This is a genomic window from Dyadobacter sp. CY312 (assembly GCF_021390535.1).
In the GTDB taxonomy this organism is placed as follows: domain Bacteria; phylum Bacteroidota; class Bacteroidia; order Cytophagales; family Spirosomataceae; genus Dyadobacter.
In genome coordinates this window covers 1-18144 of record NZ_JAJUXG010000034.1, presented here as the reverse complement: position 1 = coordinate 18144, position 18144 = coordinate 1, and the positions used below count along the sequence as shown (strand labels likewise).

At 43.2% G+C, this 18144-nt stretch carries 15 protein-coding genes; 3 read left to right on the top strand and 12 right to left on the bottom strand.

Annotation, left to right across the window (positions count from 1 at the left end):
- The first annotated feature begins 11 nt into the window (after positions 1–11).
- From LZG71_RS29125 to LZG71_RS29115, 3 genes are read left to right on the top strand one after another with little or no spacing between them, the layout of a single operon-like run.
- A complete protein-coding gene (locus tag LZG71_RS29125) occupies positions 12–1460 on the top strand; it encodes a RagB/SusD family nutrient uptake outer membrane protein (RefSeq protein WP_233826603.1) in 1449 nt (482 codons plus the stop codon).
- The gene (locus LZG71_RS29120) at positions 1457–3361 is read left to right on the top strand and encodes a sulfatase-like hydrolase/transferase (protein WP_233826601.1); all 1905 of its coding nucleotides are present in this window, start codon (positions 1457–1459) and stop codon (positions 3359–3361) included. Before LZG71_RS29125 ends, LZG71_RS29120 begins: the two co-directional genes overlap by 4 nt.
- A gap of 22 nt (positions 3362–3383) precedes the next feature.
- Entirely contained in the window at positions 3384–4856 is a 1473-nt protein-coding gene (locus LZG71_RS29115) for a sulfatase (protein ID WP_233826599.1), read from the top strand.
- Positions 4857–5124: 268 nt separating this feature from the next.
- Here LZG71_RS29115 and LZG71_RS29110 read toward each other — a convergent pair whose 3' ends face one another.
- From LZG71_RS29110 to LZG71_RS29055, 12 genes are all read right to left on the bottom strand, one after another.
- Positions 5125–5619: a GNAT family N-acetyltransferase gene (locus LZG71_RS29110; RefSeq protein WP_233826597.1), complete on the bottom strand. Its 495-nt coding sequence runs from the start codon at positions 5617–5619 to the stop codon at positions 5125–5127.
- 242 nt (positions 5620–5861) lie between these two features.
- Entirely contained in the window at positions 5862–6539 is a 678-nt protein-coding gene (locus LZG71_RS29105; protein ID WP_233826595.1) for a GNAT family N-acetyltransferase, read from the bottom strand.
- Positions 6540–6610: 71 nt separating this feature from the next.
- On the bottom strand, positions 6611–7123 hold the full coding sequence (locus LZG71_RS29100; protein ID WP_233826593.1) for a ClbS/DfsB family four-helix bundle protein: 513 nt from the start codon (positions 7121–7123) through the stop codon (positions 6611–6613).
- Positions 7124–7126: 3 nt separating this feature from the next.
- Entirely contained in the window at positions 7127–7576 is a 450-nt protein-coding gene (locus LZG71_RS29095; RefSeq protein ID WP_233826591.1) for a GNAT family N-acetyltransferase, read from the bottom strand.
- Between the two features lie 44 nt (positions 7577–7620).
- Complete coding sequence (locus LZG71_RS29090; RefSeq protein WP_233826589.1) at positions 7621–8478, bottom strand: heavy metal-binding domain-containing protein; 858 nt, start codon at positions 8476–8478, stop codon at positions 7621–7623.
- Between the two features lie 104 nt (positions 8479–8582).
- Positions 8583–8804 carry a heavy-metal-associated domain-containing protein gene (locus LZG71_RS29085; protein ID WP_233826587.1) on the bottom strand — a complete coding sequence of 74 codons (222 nt, stop codon included), beginning with the start codon at positions 8802–8804 and terminating at the stop codon, positions 8583–8585.
- A gap of 145 nt (positions 8805–8949) precedes the next feature.
- Positions 8950–10377: an MFS transporter gene (locus tag LZG71_RS29080; protein ID WP_233826585.1), complete on the bottom strand. Its 1428-nt coding sequence runs from the start codon at positions 10375–10377 to the stop codon at positions 8950–8952.
- Between the two features lie 25 nt (positions 10378–10402).
- Entirely contained in the window at positions 10403–11752 is a 1350-nt protein-coding gene (locus LZG71_RS29075) for a TolC family protein (protein WP_233826583.1), read from the bottom strand.
- A gap of 26 nt (positions 11753–11778) precedes the next feature.
- Positions 11779–14880, bottom strand: a complete 3102-nt coding sequence (locus LZG71_RS29070; protein WP_233826581.1) for an efflux RND transporter permease subunit — start codon at positions 14878–14880, stop codon at positions 11779–11781.
- A gap of 21 nt (positions 14881–14901) precedes the next feature.
- Positions 14902–15972, bottom strand: a complete 1071-nt coding sequence (locus LZG71_RS29065; RefSeq protein WP_233826579.1) for an efflux RND transporter periplasmic adaptor subunit — start codon at positions 15970–15972, stop codon at positions 14902–14904.
- A gap of 239 nt (positions 15973–16211) precedes the next feature.
- Entirely contained in the window at positions 16212–16760 is a 549-nt protein-coding gene (locus LZG71_RS29060; RefSeq protein ID WP_233826577.1) for an AraC family transcriptional regulator, read from the bottom strand.
- A 235-nt stretch (positions 16761–16995) separates the two neighbouring features.
- Complete coding sequence (locus LZG71_RS29055; RefSeq protein ID WP_233826575.1) at positions 16996–18081, bottom strand: flavin reductase family protein; 1086 nt, start codon at positions 18079–18081, stop codon at positions 16996–16998.
- Between the last annotated feature and the right edge of the window lie 63 nt (positions 18082–18144).

The following is an 18144-nucleotide window of genomic DNA, read 5'->3' as shown; positions in this document are numbered from 1 at the left end:
CGACAGATTTTATGAAAAATATAAACAGATATCTCGCTATTTCATTCACATTTCTGCTTGCTTCCTGCTCGGAAAGTCTGCTGGATTTGTATCCCGAAACAAGGCTAACCGACGGCAGTTTTTATAAAACCGAAACCCAGTTTGTCCAGGCTACCAATGATGTTTACAGGCAGCTGGGGCGTATTTATGACGCAGGCGGAATTCCTGATCTGTACGGTGAATTGTTTTCGGACAATGTTTACATCCAGTTTACAAGCGGGGCGAATGCGTTTCCCGAAGAGATTAACAAGCATAAAATCCTGCCTGATAATGGTAAGTTAAAACTGGCTTGGGAAACGGCTTACAACGGTTTGTATATCGCCAATAATGTTTTGTTGCAACTGGATAAAACAGATGTCACATTCAGCCAGCCTGCATTAAAAGAGCGCCTGAAAGCAGAGGCCAGATTGGTTCGCGCTGTCATCCTTTTCAATCTCGTACAAGCCTGGGGCGATGTCCCTTTGCCGCTTACCGTGGTGACTCCAACGGAAAGTTATCAATATGCCAGAGAAAAGAAAGAGACAGTTTATCAGCAGATCATCACGGACCTTACCGCCGCCAAATCTGTTCTGCCGGCGAGTTATACAGGGACAGATATTGGTCGTGCGACAAAATATGCTGCATCCGCATTGCTGGGAAAGGTTTATCTGATTCAGGGAGATAAAGCAAAGGCTGCATCTGAACTCAAAGAAGTTATAGACATCGGACTGTTTTCTCTGGATGCCAACCGGGACGGAGCCGTTAATTCAGGCGATTTTGCACACCTTTTTAAATCAGATACAAAAAACTCAAAAGAGTCGGTTCTCGAAGTGCAATACCTTGCTGGTCAGAACCAAGTGAATAGTTTGCATCAACAGGCTTACACACCTTTTCACTTTGCATTTCACCTTCCTGCAAGTACCGAAACATTCCGCGGGGATGGATTGAACACACCAACGGCAGATTTGATCAGTGAATATGAAGCGAATGATCCAAGAAAGGATTTGTCAATATATCCGGGTTACACGGACCTGCAAACCAATCAGTTTATAGCCTATCCGTTTACGCTCAAATTTTTCGATCCTTTGTGGCGATATGCCGGGCAGAATTTTGAAATTATCCGTTATGCCGATATACTTTTGCTTTACTCAGAAGCTACCGGAGATCCTGCCTATCTCAACCAGGTTCGGGCACGGGTTGGTCTGCCAGGTTTCGGACAAACTGGTTATCCTGCAAAATACAATACACTCGCATTGGCGATTGAGCACGAACGGCGTACAGAACTTGCTTTTGAATTCCACAGGTTTTTTGATCTTGCCAGAACCGGACGCGCAGCAGCTGTTTTAACCAGTAAAGGCATTCCCGTTTCTGCCGATAAATTGCTTTTCCCGATACCTCAAAGCGCCATTGATGTGAACCCAGCCATTACACAGAACCCATGAAAAAATCACGTTTGTACATTGTACTGTTTGTCCTGTTCTTTACTAATCAGGCAATAGGACAAACTCCTGACCGACCCAACATACTCTGGATTGTCAGCGAAGACAACAGTCCATTTATAGGCGCGTACGGCGATAAATTTGCCACCACTCCTGCTATTGATAAACTGGCACAGGAAGGGATTTTATATCAAAATGCCTTTTGTACGGCGGCTGTTTGTGCCCCGTCACGAGCCACGCTCATTACCGGCATGTATCCTTCCTCGGTGGGCACAGAAAATATGCGGAGCAGTTATCCGGTGCCGGATTTTGTCAAATTTTTCCCGAGGTATCTGCGCGAAGCAGGTTATTATACCACCAATAATGCCAAAAAGGATTACAATACGGTAGACCAATTGCAGGCCTGGGATGAATACAGCGGCAAGGCGACTTATTTAAACAGAAAACAGGATCAGCCATTTTTTGCAGTTTTTAATCTGGAAACAACGCACGAAAGCTCCATTTTTTCTGCCGCTGCCAAACGGGAGATGTACAGCCAGTTTGCCGGAGCCGAGGCTGCCAAGCGGGTTCCTCTTGAAGAACCTGCCCTGCGCCATGATCCTGAAAAGGTGCGCATTCCTCCCTATCATCCGTCGACACCGGAAATGAAACACGACTGGGCGCTGTATTATGACAAAATTCAGGATATGGATGCGCAGGTGGACAAACTGCTGAAAGATCTGGAAAAGGCCGGTCTTGCCGAAAATACGATTGTATTTTACTACGCCGACAACGGAGGTGTTCTCGGGCGCAGTAAACGGTTTATGAACGAATCCGGATTGCGGATCCCGCTGATTATTCGGATTCCTGAAAAGTACCGGTCCGCAAGTCCTTTAAAACCAGGTTCTGTCTCAGGCAGACTGATTGATTTCACCGATTTTGCACCAACAGTGCTGAGTCTGGCGGGTGTTAAAATTCCTGAATACATGCAGGGAAAAGCTTTTCTGGGTAAAGCGGCAACGCCGGATGATGCCAAGCCGATTGCGTTTGGTTCCCGTGGGCGGATGGATGCCGGAATCGATCTGGTAAGAACCGTACGCGACAAACAATACCGTTATGTTGCCAACTTTATGCCACACAAAATATATGGTCAGCACATCAAGTTTATGTGGATGGCAAGCTCGATGAAATCATGGGAAAGAGAATTTAAAGCCGGAAGGCTTAACGAAGTTCAATCTGCCTTCTTCCGTCAGAAACCATCCGAGGAGCTATACGATGTGTTGGCCGATCCTGATAATGTTGTCAACCTCGCCGGCAAGGCCGAACTGAAACCTGTATTGGAAAAATTGCGAAAAGCAACATTTGCACAGATCACAAGACTGAACGATCCGGGTTTTATTCCGGAGGCTGGTTTGGAAGAAATTTCCAAAACCACTACACCGTACGAATATGCCAGATCAGCGCAATACAACATCGGAAAAGTACTTGAAGTCGCCACTGCCGCCTCGTCCAGAGATAAACGGAAGTTGCCTTTACTGATTAAAAAAATGAGTGATAAAGATCCCGTTATCCGTTACTGGGCGGCAACCGGCGCGTTGGTTTTGAGCAAGGATGCAACAGCTGCTTCAAAAAAACTAACTGAATTACTTGATGATCCGCAAGCTTATGTGCAGGTTGCAGCCGCCGAGGCATTGTATCATTTTGGAGAAAAACAGAAAGCGCTGCCGGTATTTTTCAGAAATCTGTCCGACAGCAATACCATGCTGAGAGTACAAATCCTGAGCGCACTGACGGCAGCGTCACCGGCCGAACTCACTCCTATCCGTGAGGATTTACAGAAAATTGCCAAATTGAAGAATTCGGAATACGATTCCAATGCGGCGGCATTTTTGCTGGAAGGACTGGAAGTAAAAACAGAAAAATAATATTTATTTTACCAAAAAAACGATGAACAAAAACAGAAGATGGTATGTCCCATTATTGCTCTTCAGCATTTGCTGTTTGTCGGCGGGAATGTATTGGACCGGAGCTCCTGAAAAATCGCCGAACATTATCTTCATCATTGGAGACGACATCAGTGCGGAGGATATCGGCGTTTATGGCAACCAGGCAATTCGAACTCCCAATATTGACCGGCTGGCAAAAAACGGACTGAAATTTGACAATCTTTTTTTGACTGCAAGTTCATGCAGCCCAAGCCGGACGAGCATTCTGACTGGCAGATATCCGCACAATACCGGTGCTGCGGAGTTACATACGCCGTTGCCGAAGCACCTTACGTATTTCCCGGAAGTGCTCAAAAAGAACGGATACTATTCGGCATTGGCTGGCAAATGGCATGAAGGCGAAAATTCCCGCCGGGCCTATGATACGCTTATTACCGACAAAAAAATAAACGGAGAAGGTGGTGAAAACCAATGGATCAGCCTGCTGAAAGCAAGACCGGCAGACAAACCATTTTTCTTCTGGCTCGCTCCTTATGATGCGCACCGTGAATGGTCTGCGAATGACGAATTTGAAAAACCATACAAACCAGACGAGGTGATCGTACCACCTTCGCTGGTTGACACCAAAGAAACCCGCCAGGATCTGGCGTACTATTACAATGAAATTTCCCGCATAGACCACTACATCGGCGAGCTCGAAAAGGAACTGGAACGGCAGGGAATTGCGGATAACACCATCATCATATTCACGGCTGATAATGCCAGAGCATTTCCCGGCGCAAAAACACGGGTATTGGACAGAGGACTGAAAACGCCTTTCGTCATAAAGTGGCCAAATGGTATTGTCAAAAAAGGTGAAAACATTTCAGGCCTGGTGAGCAGTATTGACATCGCTCCTACTCTTCTGGAATTAGCCGGGATCAAACCGGAGAAAACGATTCAGGGAGTAAGTTTTGCAAAACTGTTGAAAGAGCCTGCCGCAGCTTTCAGGAAGTATGTTTTTGGCGAACACAACTGGCACGATTACGAAGGTTTGGAAAGATCCGTCCGGACATTGGACTTCCTTTACCTAACAAATGCCAGACCTCGGCTGACCAATGAAGGACCAATCGACGCGAATCAAAGCCCATCCGCGAAAGCACTCAAAAAGGCAAAAGCAGACGGAACGATAACCGCTTATCAAAACGAGATCTTTCTCTCGCCGCGTCCAACAGAAGAATTTTTTGACAACCGAAAAGATCCTCTACAACAGCACAACCTGATACAGGATGCTAAATACAAAACGCAGATCGCAGCATTGAAAAAAGTATTGCATACTTGGCAAACCGAAACAGGCGACACGGCACCCGAAAACCTGACTCCCGACTGGTATCATCGGGAAAATGGCACAGAAATCTCAGGGAAGGGAAAGCGTGGCGAAATGCCGGGAAAATCAGCAAATGCCGACAGGATAAATCACAAAGGACCATTTTAGAGATGGCTAACAACGTTACAGTTTGAGACGTTTTTTTGCTTTACATCAGCGTATGCTGATAAGGAACTAAATCTGTCACCCCAACGACGCACATTCGTATATTCAGGATGCCATTGTATTAATTATGTAAATAAAATCATCCTCAGGTATCACGCCGAAGGCATCTTCAACGCCCTCGAATTTACCTGTGGCCCTTGATCAATAGAATTTTAATTTTAAGAAGTTATATTTTATACCGTGCGTTGCGGTTTTACATGTTACCATATCTCTAATCAACACTTAGCCTTTTCAATATGAACTTCTCAGAAAATTGACCGTCTTCCAGTCCTTTAAAATAAAGTTCAAAACCATACTTCTCAAGTAATTTCTTCGAAGCAAGATTATCAGGATTTACAATTGCGATCACCTCCAATTCAGAATATAAATGATTGGCCTTAGCAAGTATTTCCTGACATATTGCAGATCCATATCCCTTCCTCCAAAATTCTTTTTTTAGCACATATCCGATTTCAATAATTTCAGAATCATATTTATAGCGTTCCAGTGAGCAATTTCCTATAAATTCGTTTTCTTGATTGACTACTTTGTAGAACCCTAATCCCTCTTCTTTACAATTAATTTCAAGCATTGAGTCAAAATGAAGCCTTGCTTGATTTTCTGTCCACCCATTTCCAGCTATATATTTCATTGTCTCATCATCACTTACCATCGTCTTGAAAAGATCAAAATCACTATCTATGTATTTAGCTAATTTTATATCCATGCTTGACTTTAAAAAAATACATAATGATGAATGTATTTAGCAAATATTCAAATTATGTTACAACGGATTTCTGTCAACAAAACATAATTCCCAAATACACCCGTCTGGATTGAAATCAGAATTCTCAAACCTTATCCGTGAAAAATCAGAGAAAAAAGTCGGACCACCGATGCGGCAATAATTTCCCGCATAATACTGATGTACATCGTGTTTATCGTTGTATTTATGCTGATATGTCATCTCTATTTTGCAATAAAATTCCAAAAACTGATTGGTCTCCTGGTTTTAAAACCAAGTTTTTCATATAGTTTTATGGCTCCAATATTGGTATTGGCGACATGTAAGTACGGGATTTTTTGTTCGTTGAAAATTTTGTCGCTGGCAAATTTTATCAACTGTTTTGCATAACCTTTTCCTGTGAAATTTGGGTGTGTAACGATAGCACTTAGTTCGGTGTATGCATCCATTTTCATTCGTTCACCAGTTACCGCAACCAGTTTTTCATCCTTATAAATACCAAAATAATTTCCTAAATCTGATGTTTTATTTTTGAAATAACCGGGCTGAACCAAATTCACAAGATTAAACAAATCAAGCTTATGAATTTCTGTTTGAAGTTCAACGATGTGCTCCATTATCTCCACATCACTTTGCTTATCAAGCACCATCTGATTGCAAATCAATTCGTTGTTCAGCTGAACAGTATCGTTACTATTTGGTTTGTTTCCCACTACAAAAAAGTTGTTCGTCAGTGAAGCGTATGCTTCAATTCCGGTTGCAGTTTCATCAGAATTTATAAAACCACCGAAAGGACAGTAATCTGGATGATAAAACTTGATGCCATCAAACTCCACCGCAAAAACTTTATGGGTTTCGCTCAAAGAATGCCAGGTTGGATTGTCTAATTTATTGGTCTCCATTTTTTATACTTCTATTTGATAGATAGCAATCTGGAAAGAAAAGAAGCTGTTACTAACCTTTGCTAGTATTATTATTTTATGTTTTTTCCCTTTTTCCATTTGCGTATTCTTACTCTTGCGTTGGTGTAAGGGGAAGCTGTGTTGAATTGTATCATTCTCCCCAAAGTCCATTTTTCGTACCAGCTTACTTCGTAAAGTTCCTTGTTCGATTTGTTTGCTATCAATTCTAAAATCTGTTCAACGGTTTTGTTCAATTTTTTAGTTAAAATATTGAAGTCATCATCTTTATAATCTGCATAGAATTTTTGAGCAAGTTTACCAAGTTCGTTCCATTTGTATCCCGTTTCAGGGAAATCAACAACTTCTTTATTGTCTTTCTTTTTGTTCCATTTCAAAACCAATTCTCCCCAACCGACAAGATAAGCCAACAAATTATTGATGCTCATTATTGTTCCTTTGGAATGCCCTTCCAATTCTTGAAAGCTGGTCATATCGGAAGGAATTGTAGATAATTCATTATTTAATTTGGAAAAATGCTCAGCAATCGCTTTTTGTAATTCTTCTTTATTGGTTGGAACAGCCATTTGTTATACTTCTATTTGATAAATTCGCGATTGCTCTTCCCAAGGATGATAACCTTGCCCGATATAGGCAAATCCATATTTTTCATAATATCCTATGTGGTCTGTACATAAGTTCAAATGTTTAAATCCAGCTAATTTTGTGTCTTCTTTTGCTTTTTCTAAAAGTAATGAACCGTAAGCATTGCCTCTATGGTTTTCATCAATGTAAATCGCACAAACCCAGGGATATAAATCCATTCTACTGATGAAGTCATTTGTAATTAATCCTGCGCAGCCAATGATTTCTCCCTCTTTTTCCAATAAATACCATTGAGGTAAAGACTGTGTTGCCTGAATGCTGTTTGAAATGCAGTCTTCATAAATAATGGGAGAAATTTCTGACCAACTTTCTTGCAAGTACTTTATAGCTTTTTCTTTGTATTCTGGATGTTGTCTAACTGATATTATTCTCATTTAAAATGCTGTATTATATTATTCAACATCCAAAATTACACTTTTTAGTGTTGATGAGCGTGTGACTTCTCTTCGTTTGCACCTTTTTTTCCTTCCGTTACATCAACGGTAAAATCTGCTGTATGTACTTTTCCATCTATTTTAAACTGTGCCCACATTCTGTAAACGCCCGCTTTTTCGATATGTGTTTGTGCAAAAACTGGAAAACGGCTGTCAGATACCGGATGAATATGCAGAAATTCTTTGCCCACCTTGCCAATCATAACGATATGAGCTGATGCGCCTAAGTATTGTTGAAGATCAGCTTCTATTAATTTTTTTCCGTCTTTTTCGATGGATATTTCCAGGTCCTGCGTTTTGTTGGTTCTGAAATCAATTCCGTTTTCGAGGACTACCCTATATCCATCGGTTTCTGAGATCCATTTGTTTGTAATCTCTTCATCGCCTGCTACATAGTTTCCCTGCACTTCAATTTCTTGTCTGTGTAAAGCCTGTGGCGCGCCACTTGGTTTGAAATCTGCGAACAAAAGATACTTTCCGTCTTTAGGAAATGTCTCTGTTACGATATATGTACCGTCTGTCTGCTCTTCCGGGTGTATATGCCGGAACCAGGTTAGATCATCACTGACTGCCATCAAATGAATTTTCATTTCGTGAGAAATATCCAATGGCACAATTTGTTCATTTCCTTTGATAACAATCGTCAGTTCAGTAGCTTTTCCTGCCTCGACAGTTTTTGGCGACGTGGTTAACTGTACCTGGTACTCGTGAGCGTTTTTCGATTGAACCGCCTTCAACTCCATCCCACATTTAGGGCAGTTGTCGCCTTGTTTTCCGATTACTTCCGGGTGCATTGGGCAAGCGAAAATACTTTCCATGTCTGTATGCGCATGATTTTTCATATGTGATGATTTGTTATGGGTGTAATTGCAGAATGCTCAAATGCCTCTGCAATTACTTGCCCCAGGTTTATTGCTGTTTTAATGATTTAATATACGCCATTTTTTCAAGCATTTAAAGGCTCTATTTTAAAGCCCGTTTTCTGGATGATCTCCATAACTTCCTGCTCGGTAATCCCTTCGGATTTTACCGTTAGCACTTTATCCTTGTTGGTGGTATCCACCTCCCAATGACAAACGCCTTCGGCATCATTCAAAAAAGGAGTTACTTTAGCTACACATCCCCCGCAGTTGATGTTTGTCTTAAACTGAAAATTCTTGTCTTCCATTTTTTTTATTTTTTATTGATGATACAAAGTTGGGCAAACAAAAGCAGCTCCGTTTTACGTTATTTTCGATTTGATTTGTAAGATTTACTGAGGCAGTACCGGCGGACCTTGTGCTCATAAGCAAAACCAGCAAGCCGGTCCTAAGTTACAGTTTAAGGGGTTTTATAGAAAAAACCGTAATGATAGCGGCAATCGCGCTTACAACAGCAGCTGCAAGAAAAGCGGTTTGAAAACCTGCGTTCAGTGAGGTAATATCAGCTTCCCCCGCTGTTTTAACGGCGTTGGTTTTTGCAGCAGAAATGGCGACTATAATGGCCAGACCCAGAGCCGAACCCACCTGATAGCTTGTATTTACCAACCCGGAAGCCAGTCCCATTTCCTCGGGTTTGGCACCCGACATCGAAGCTATCGTACCGGGAATGTATGCCAGCGACATCCCTAACGCTCCCAGCAACGATGCAGGCAATACGTTAACCAGGAATGTTCCATCAGGCGGAACAGTGCTAAACAGGAGCAGCGAAGCAGTAAGTGTGATCAGTCCTGTGATCAGATTTGCTTTGAAACCAAACCTGGCTACCAGCCTACCTGTAATACCTACCATCAAAAACATGATTGCAATCGTCATCGGTAGCAATGCCAAGCCACTGTTGAAGGCAGAATAATTCAGCGTTTGCTGTAGATATAGATTGAGAAAAAACCATAATGGTATCCAGGCCGCAGCCAACAAAGCCATCACCAGGTTGCCCGATGAAAGATTAGGGACTTTGAAGATCGTGAGCGGTATCAACGGCACATTTTTCCGCTTTTGGATGACAAAGAAGATGGAGAAAAGAAACACAGAAAGACCTAACAACCCAATGGTCTGCAGCGATTGCCATCCTGCACCTTCTGCCGATACGATGGCATACACCGTCAATACCAATGCTGATGTTGCCAAAATTGCACCTTCAACATCCACTTTCCCTTTTTGAGTATCGCCTTTAAACAGCAGGCTTCGGCTGTAAAATAGTACAACAAGTCCTACGGGAATATTAATGAGGAATACCCAATGCCAGGACAGCCATTCGGTAATAGCACCACCAAGGAAAACTCCGGCCGAACCGCCGGCAGCAGCAGAAGCTCCCCAGTAGCCTAACGCTTTATGGAGTTCTTTGGGGTCGGGAAACTTCGACAGCACGAGCGTGAGCGCTGCCGGAGCAATAAGCGCAGAACCCAATCCTTGCAAAGCCCTTCCGATGTTAAGTGCCGCCTCCGACCAGGCTACACCTGCCAGAAGTGATGCGGCGGAAAGAATTGCAAAGCCCCACATAAATATCTTGCGGACACCGAACAGATCCGATAAGCGCCCACCGAGCAGCAAAAAGCCTCCGAACGAGATAACATATGCGTTAAAAATCCATTGCAAGCCGCTTTGAGAATAGCCGAGGTCCTCCTTTATTGCCGGCAAGGCAACTCCAATAATGGAGGTATCCATTATCACGACAAATTGTGCGGTACATAGCAAAAATAGTGCTGACCAACGCTTACTGTATGGGGCAGATTTGCCCGTTTCGGGCGATACATCCGTATTCATTTTAATATCTGATTGTTGGTGAGAATTATAGATTTAACAGCCCAAGAGCATGTTGTAACTCGATATGAAGCATCCGCAGATTATACACAGCATTCAGGTAGTTTATTTTGGCTTGCGTTAGAGCCAACTCAGCATCTGTCAGTTCAAGCCTTGAACCTAAGCTATTCCGGAATCGGTCCTCCATCATCTGGTAGTTCAATTCTGCCGACTTTACCGTTGCTTTCTGGATATCCAGTTGCGAAGTGGCTTCTTTCCATTTGCTTATAGTCGTGGCGAGTTCTGTCTTAACCTTGTCTTTCAAATCATTAAGGCGTATATCTTCCTGCTGTGCTTTAATCTTTGCCTTGCTGATTTGAGATTTGGTACGGTTGCCATTAAAAACAGGCACGCTAAGTTGCAGACCCAAAAACGAGGTTCTCGGCAAGACATACTGGCCAAATTTCATATCATCGGCTTGTGCCTGTAGCTGATACTGCCCTATTAGCGACAGTTCCGGCAGCAGCTCTGCCTGCGAGGCCTTTATTTTTTTCTGCTGCAGGTCGATTGTCAGTTTTTGTACATTAAGGTCGTTTCGGTTCTTTTCGGCAATCTGAAATGCCTCATCAACTTTGTGAAATTCGCTTTGGCTCGTTTCTGCGCCAGGCTCAAGCTCATCAGTCAGTTCTATTTCCGTCGACCCGTCCAGTCCAATCAGCCTTTTAAGCTCAATGCCGGATACATCTATGCTGTTTTTTAAATAAGAAACAGAGGACTTAAGATTTTCTACGGCAATAAAACTCCGCAGAGTATCTGACTTCAGGTTTCTTCCCTGGGCAAACAGCGACCGGGAATCCTGTAGCACCTTGACATTGCGCTGCAGGCTTTGATCCAGCAAACCAAGTTGACGGTTCATCATCAACATATCCAGATAACGCGTAGAAACCTGAAGTGCTACCCGGCTTTGGAGATCGGCCGTTTTTGCGATCTCGATCTTTTCACTGATTTGCGAGGCCTTTGTGCGCTCATGTATGGCAGGAGCAAGAATGGGCTGATGTAACGACACGAATGTATTAAAGACATTTCTTCCACCAAAGGCAACGTCCTGCACTGGTTTATCGGTACCAGCAAACGAGCCTGGCAAGAATATAATTGGTCTTTCGAAGTAATAAGAATAGGCAGCATTCGCTGAAATGCTGGGCAGCAAGCCACTTTTGGTTTCCCGGACCATTTCTTTGGCCTGTATTTCTTCCAAAAGCTGTACCTGGAGTGCCTTGTTCCCTTGTTTTGCCATTTCCAATGCATCTGTAAGGGCAAGCGTCCTTTTCTGAGCAAGCAATACATTACCGCTGCTTATCAATAGCAGCACGGTAATTGTATATAAGATGTTCGTTTTCATATAGTCTTCTCGGGGATTTAAAATAGTTACACTACCGCTGGTTTGTATACGTCTTCGATATCTTCTTCCACAATCACGGTTTCACCTTTTTTGCTGGATAAATAAGAGTACACAGCAGGGATGATGAACAGGGTCAGTATTCCGGAAAAGACAAGTCCTCCGGCAATCACGATCCCTAATGACTGGCGACTGTTGGCCGTGAGTGCAATGGGCAATGCTCCGAATATCATCGCCAGCGATGTCATCAGGATCGGACGGAAGCGTTGCTCTGCTGCTTGTATCGCTGCATCGAATTTTGAGAGTCCTGAATCTTTCAGGTGATTGGCAAATTCAACGATCAGAATACCGTTTTTGGTGATCAGTCCTATCAGCGTAATAATCCCGATCTGGCTGAACACATTTAAACTTTGACCAAACCAGGACAGGCTGAGAATGGCGCCGGTTATTGCCATTGGCACGGTGAGCATAATGGTTAACGGATCACGCAGGTTTCCAAACTGTGCGGCTAAAATCATATAGATCAGTATCAATGCCAGAATAAGCGTAAAGGTGATGTTGCCCTGGCTTTCGGTATAGTCGCGCGACTGGCCCGCCAACGTTGCTTTGAAGGTTTCACCCAATACTTCCAGCTTTATCTTTTCGATTTCCTGTATCCCTTCGGCAAGGCTCACTCCGGGTGCCATAGCAGCCGAAACGGTAGCAGAAGTGTATTGGTCGTATCGGTAAATAGCGGCTGGACTTACGGATTCTTCCGTTGTGATCAGGTTGTTCAATGGAATCATTTTTACAGAGGCCGAACGAACATAGATCGCATTTAAATCGCTTTTGTCATTTCTGTATTCACGATCCAACTGCCCGATTACTTCGTACTGACGATCGTTGCGCAGGAAATATCCGTAACGCTGGCCAGAAAACGAGAGTTGTAGCGTTTGTGCCACTTCCTCCATAGATACACCCATTAAGGCAGCTTTCTGCCGGTCGATATTTATTTTTACTTCTGGTTTATTAATCTTCAAATCGGTATCAATAAACATTAGTTTTTTGCTTTGGCGTGCCGCTGCCAGGAATTTTGGAAGCACCGCTGTCAGACTATCGAGGTTTTGTGATTGCAATACAAATTGTATCGGCATTCCTCCGCCATAACGGCTCCCGATCGTTGGTGGCAGATAGGGAAACAGAAGAAATCCCCTGAATTGTCCTGATGCAGCGCCATATTGGTTGTACAAATCCTGGACGCTATGCTTTCTGTGCTTAGGATCTTTAAGATAGATACTTTGTACAGCCACATTCACGGGTGCCGGAGCGGGAATGAAGGAAATAGCAACCATCGAATAGGTTTGATAAATTCCATCAGTTGAATCGTTCACATATTTCCCAACTTCGGTCATGTGTTTTTTCATATAGTCGAACGAAACCCCCTCGGGAGCAACGGCGATGAGATTCATATTGGAACGGTCTTCAATCGGCGCCAATTCTGAAGGAAGCTTTTTACCAACAAAATAAATGAGTGCGGTAGTACCCAGCAAAAAGACCCAGGCTAGCCATCTGGCCTTCATAAATGCGGTGAGCAAGCGAGCATATCCATTATTCATACCGACAAAAAATGGCTCGGTTACACGGTAAAACCAACCAGGTTTTGTTTTTTTTCTTAGGAAATAGGCACTCAGCATCGGTGTGAGTGTCAGTGCTACAAACGCCGAAATCATTACAGACCCCGATACCACAATAGCGAATTCTTTGAAAAGCTGCCCGCTGATTCCACCCATGAAAACAATCGGGAGAAAAACGGCTGCCAGCGTAATGGTAGTGGAAACAACCGCAAAATAAATTTCTTTGGACCCTTTAAACGCAGCCTGTATGGGCGTCATGCCTTCTTCTATCTTTTTATAGATATTTTCAAGTACAACGATGGCATCATCTACCACCAGCCCGATGGCAAGCACCAATCCCAAAAGAGTCAATATGTTGATGGAAAAACCCGCCACATACATGATAAAAAATGCAGAAATGATGGATACCGGAATAGCCAATACCGGAATGATGGTTGAGCGCCAATCCCGTAGAAATAGAAAAATAATCAACACCACCAGCCCGAAAGCGATGAACAGGGTTTCTTCCACCTCCTTGATAGATTCCCGTACAGAACTGGTATAGTCGAACCCAACAATCAAACGGTATTCCGACGGAACTTCTTTGCGCAGCTGCTCTAACCGCTTGTAAAATTCATCAACCACTTCAATGGCGTTCGCACCACGCTGTATCTGAATAGCAACACCGATACCAATGCGGTTCAGGTTTCCGGTTTCGTTGATAATAGCAGTACGCTCATTCACTTCTCCCAATTCGGCAGAACCAACATCTTTTAGACGTATTACCGTAGCGCCCACTTGCTTGATGAGCATTTCTTCAAAATCTTTTACCGAAGTAAGACGGCCCATTGTACGGATGCTAAGTTCGCTGTTGGCTCCTTCTATCCGACCAGCAGGTAAATCAATATTCTCTCTCGCCAAAGCCTGGCGAATGTCTGCCGGAGTCAGTTGATAAGCAGCAAGTTTTGCGGGATCAAAACGAAGGCGCATGGCGTATTTGTGTTCGCCAACAATCGCTACATTACTGATCCCAGGGATGGATTGCATTTTGTCTTTGATGACCGTAGACGCAAGATGACTTACCTCTTTGATGTCCTTGGTGTCACTTTCGACTTCGAGGAACGCCACCAGATTGTCTGGTGAAGATGCCTTTTGCACAATTGGCGGATCTACATCCGTAGGAAGTTGCTTGCGGGATTTTGCCACTTTGTCCCTGACGTCGTTCAGCGCATCCTCTATGTCCACCTCACGGTTGAATTCGATAGAAATCACACTTACCTGTTCTCTGGATTCAGAAGAAATGGTACGTATTCCGTTCGCTTCCGCAATGGATTCTTCCATTGGTCGGGTAAGCTTGGATGCGATTACATCCGGGCTTGCACCGGGATAGAATGTAATGACCGAAATAACGGGCGGTTCTGTTAACGGAAATTCACGAACACCTAACTGTTTCCATCCTACTATTCCCAAAATAATAAGCAAGAGGGAAAACACCCCGGCCAAAACCGGTTTTTTTATACTTAAAGATGATAAGCTCATAATGCTATGATTTGAAATTGATTATTTGGACACGACGGCTTGGACGGGAGTCCCGTCTCCCAGGCGCAGTATGTTTGAAATAATGATACTGTCGCCAGTAGCGACACCGGATGTGATGACCGCTTGCGATTCTGTCCTATTGCTAATTGTTACTGCCATGGGCTTCGCCACGCCGTTTTTTATCACAAAAACAGAATAGCCTTTCTCTCCGGGCGTCAGGGATTCTGTAGGCACCATGATGCCTTTTGCTGCTTTGTTGGTAACACTGAAATAGACTTTGGCCGACAGCCCTGCCCTAAATTGCCCGCCCGCATTAGCCGCTACGGCCTGTACCTGCAGGCTCCTGCTTTGGGCGTCAAGGCCGGGCTCGGTAGCACTGATGGTTGCCGAATGTTCTTCGTCGGACAACTCGGCAGTAAACCTTACTTTTTTCCCGTTCTGTATCAAGGGTAGGTATTTTTCAGGAACAGAGAAATTGATTTTGATGCTGCTCTGATCCTGCAGTGTCACCAATTCTGCACCAGGCGAAACATATGCCCCCAGATGCACTTTTGAAATGCCTATTTTTCCTGAAAACGGGGCCCGGATTACAGTCTTATCCAGGTCTACCAGAAGCAACTCTTGCTGTGCGGACAGGGACTGGAAACGCATCACCGCTTCGTCGTGTTCCTGCGGTCTCACAGTTTCGGTCTTTAAGAGATTGCTCAGCCTGTCCTGGTTAAGCCGGGCAAGCTCCAATTCTGCCCCCAGCTGTTTCAAGCGAGATCTGATGTCGGCGTCATTTAGAGTGTAAAGCACAGCCCCCTGGCTTACGAAACTGCCATCTTTAAAGGCTACCCGGGTTATCTTTTGCGGTAGTTCGCTGACGATGGCAACTTCACGATAAGGCATCATCGTTCCCACCAGCGCCTCTTCCTGATCCAGCTGCTGCTCCTCCGCAACGCTAATGTCCACTGGCAATTTGCTGGCATCGGCGTTAGCAGTTACTTTTTTTTCGGGTGCTTTTTCAGTCTTGTTTTCACAAGCAATCAATAGAATACCCAATAGGGGCATTAACATTACCAGCCTCTGGATAGTATGTTTGTATAACATGTTATTAATGTTTAAGAATGTAACAATCGATTATAATTTACTTGGCAAAATTATGCACCGATGCTACTTTGCTTCTTACACAGTTACGGGTAAGAGTTGTGAGATTTACGTTACGTTATTTTTGGAATACAAATGAATTCGTGTAGATAAATTGGAATGGAACAGCAATAAAAAACAAAACCCCAGTTCATATTAAATGAACAAGGGTTTGCAGAAATACTTTTGATAAAATGTATATTTTACATCTCGGGACGTCTCATTAATTTATAATAGGAAGACGTAAATCCTGTATGTTTTTTTAACTGATTGGAGAGATGAGCCGAACTACTGTATCCTAATGAAGATGCAATTTCTGACAGCGTTTGATCCGTGCAGATCAACAACTCTTTTACTTTGTCAATCTTCTTAGAAATAATAAATTTTTCGAGGGTGTATCCCTCCAGAGCCGAAAACATGGAACTCAGTGAATCGTAGTCCTTATACAATTCGTTACTGATAAGTATTGAAAACTTAACCGGTTCGCCCGTATCCAGTTGTTCACGGATACCTTTTTCAACGGCATTTTTTATCTGGCTGATGATATTTTGTTTCTTGTCGTATATTAAATCGAATCCATTTTTTTGTAACATGGATCTAATAGTTTGTTGATCAATAGAGATCTCGTTCGTTTCTTTTAGAATTACCTCACCTAATCGGATGTCGGAAATTTCCAGACCAAGTTTTGGGAATTCTTCGGATAAAACGTAAATACATCTATCGCACACCATTCCTTTTATTAATAGTTTCACGGATTAAAAGACATTTTAGATTCACGCAATTACGAAACCAAAAGTCCTGTTTTATAAAAAACAAAATACTACACTATTTCTTGTTTTGTTTATAGAATTTTGTGGAATGTAAAATTGTCGGAATATTTTAAAAGTGCTTAACAATTATAGTGCAGGGAGAGCAGATTCAGGTAACCTTAGAAATATCCGGTACATGGCTATTTTTTCGAATTCAATTCATTTCTCGGGCACACGATCACGACAGGTTTATGGTAACTTCCCGGTCCACCGGGTAACTCTGACACAGCAGTATAATTCCTTCGGATACATCCTGTTCTGTAAGCGCATGATTATTGACCATCCGCACTTCACCATCTTTTTTGACCGCCCAACAAACACCGCAGGTTCCGTTCTTACAGGAACTCCGGACTTTGATATGATGCTCCTGCATTGCGTCTAAAAGCGATTGCCCGGCTTTTACTTCAACCAGTGAGGTGCATTCGTAGGTCTGCATTTCATCCTGAATATAATGATCCTCATAATGGTTTACAATAATATCCTTTGAAATCCCATCGCTCTCAATTACCGGATTCTCTTCCTGGACAGGACCGAAATACTCGGTGTGGATTTGTCGTTGCGGAATATTCAGACCGAGTAAAGCCTGCTGGTAAAGGTCCATCAGTCCCGCCGGGCCGCAGATGTAGTAATGCGCTTCTTCTAATATTGCAATTTGTTTCCTAATGATTGAGCGGAGCATAATCAGAGAAAACCTCCCTGCAACATGGTTGATTTTGGATGATACAAACGCGTCGGAAGTAAACGAATAATGGGAATTTAGCTTTCCATCTGCCTGCAGTGTTTCTAGTTCGTCCCAAAAGATGGTTTCCTCCGGCGATTTATTGCTGTATATAAGCAAAGGGATTTTTGCATTTCCCTCCATGCTTTTCAACATAGAAAACAGTGGTGAAATGCCGCTACCGCCAGTCAGCAGCACTATTGGTGAATGTTCCGCAATTTGCTTTTCCAAAACAAAATTACCGAATGGCGCTTCTATGTCCCAGATAGAAATGTAAGTTGCATGATCTACAAGGTAGTTGCTCATCTTTCCGCCAACAACACGTTTTACCGTTACGGAGGGAAATTGATCAGATGGTTTAGAGCTGAGGGAATAGGACCGGATGACCTGCTCTCCGTTGATCAGGCATTTTATATTAAGGTATTGTCCGGGAAGATAACGGAATGCCTGTTGTTTTGTATCAAAGTATATGGTAATAGCATCAACGGTTTCCTTTACTATTTTAAGAAGGTGTTTGGGAATTGCGAAGAATGGAGATCGTACCATCTTTGCAGTGACGAAACATTAAAGCATTGATTAAACAGTTTACTAGACTGACCGATCTCCAAT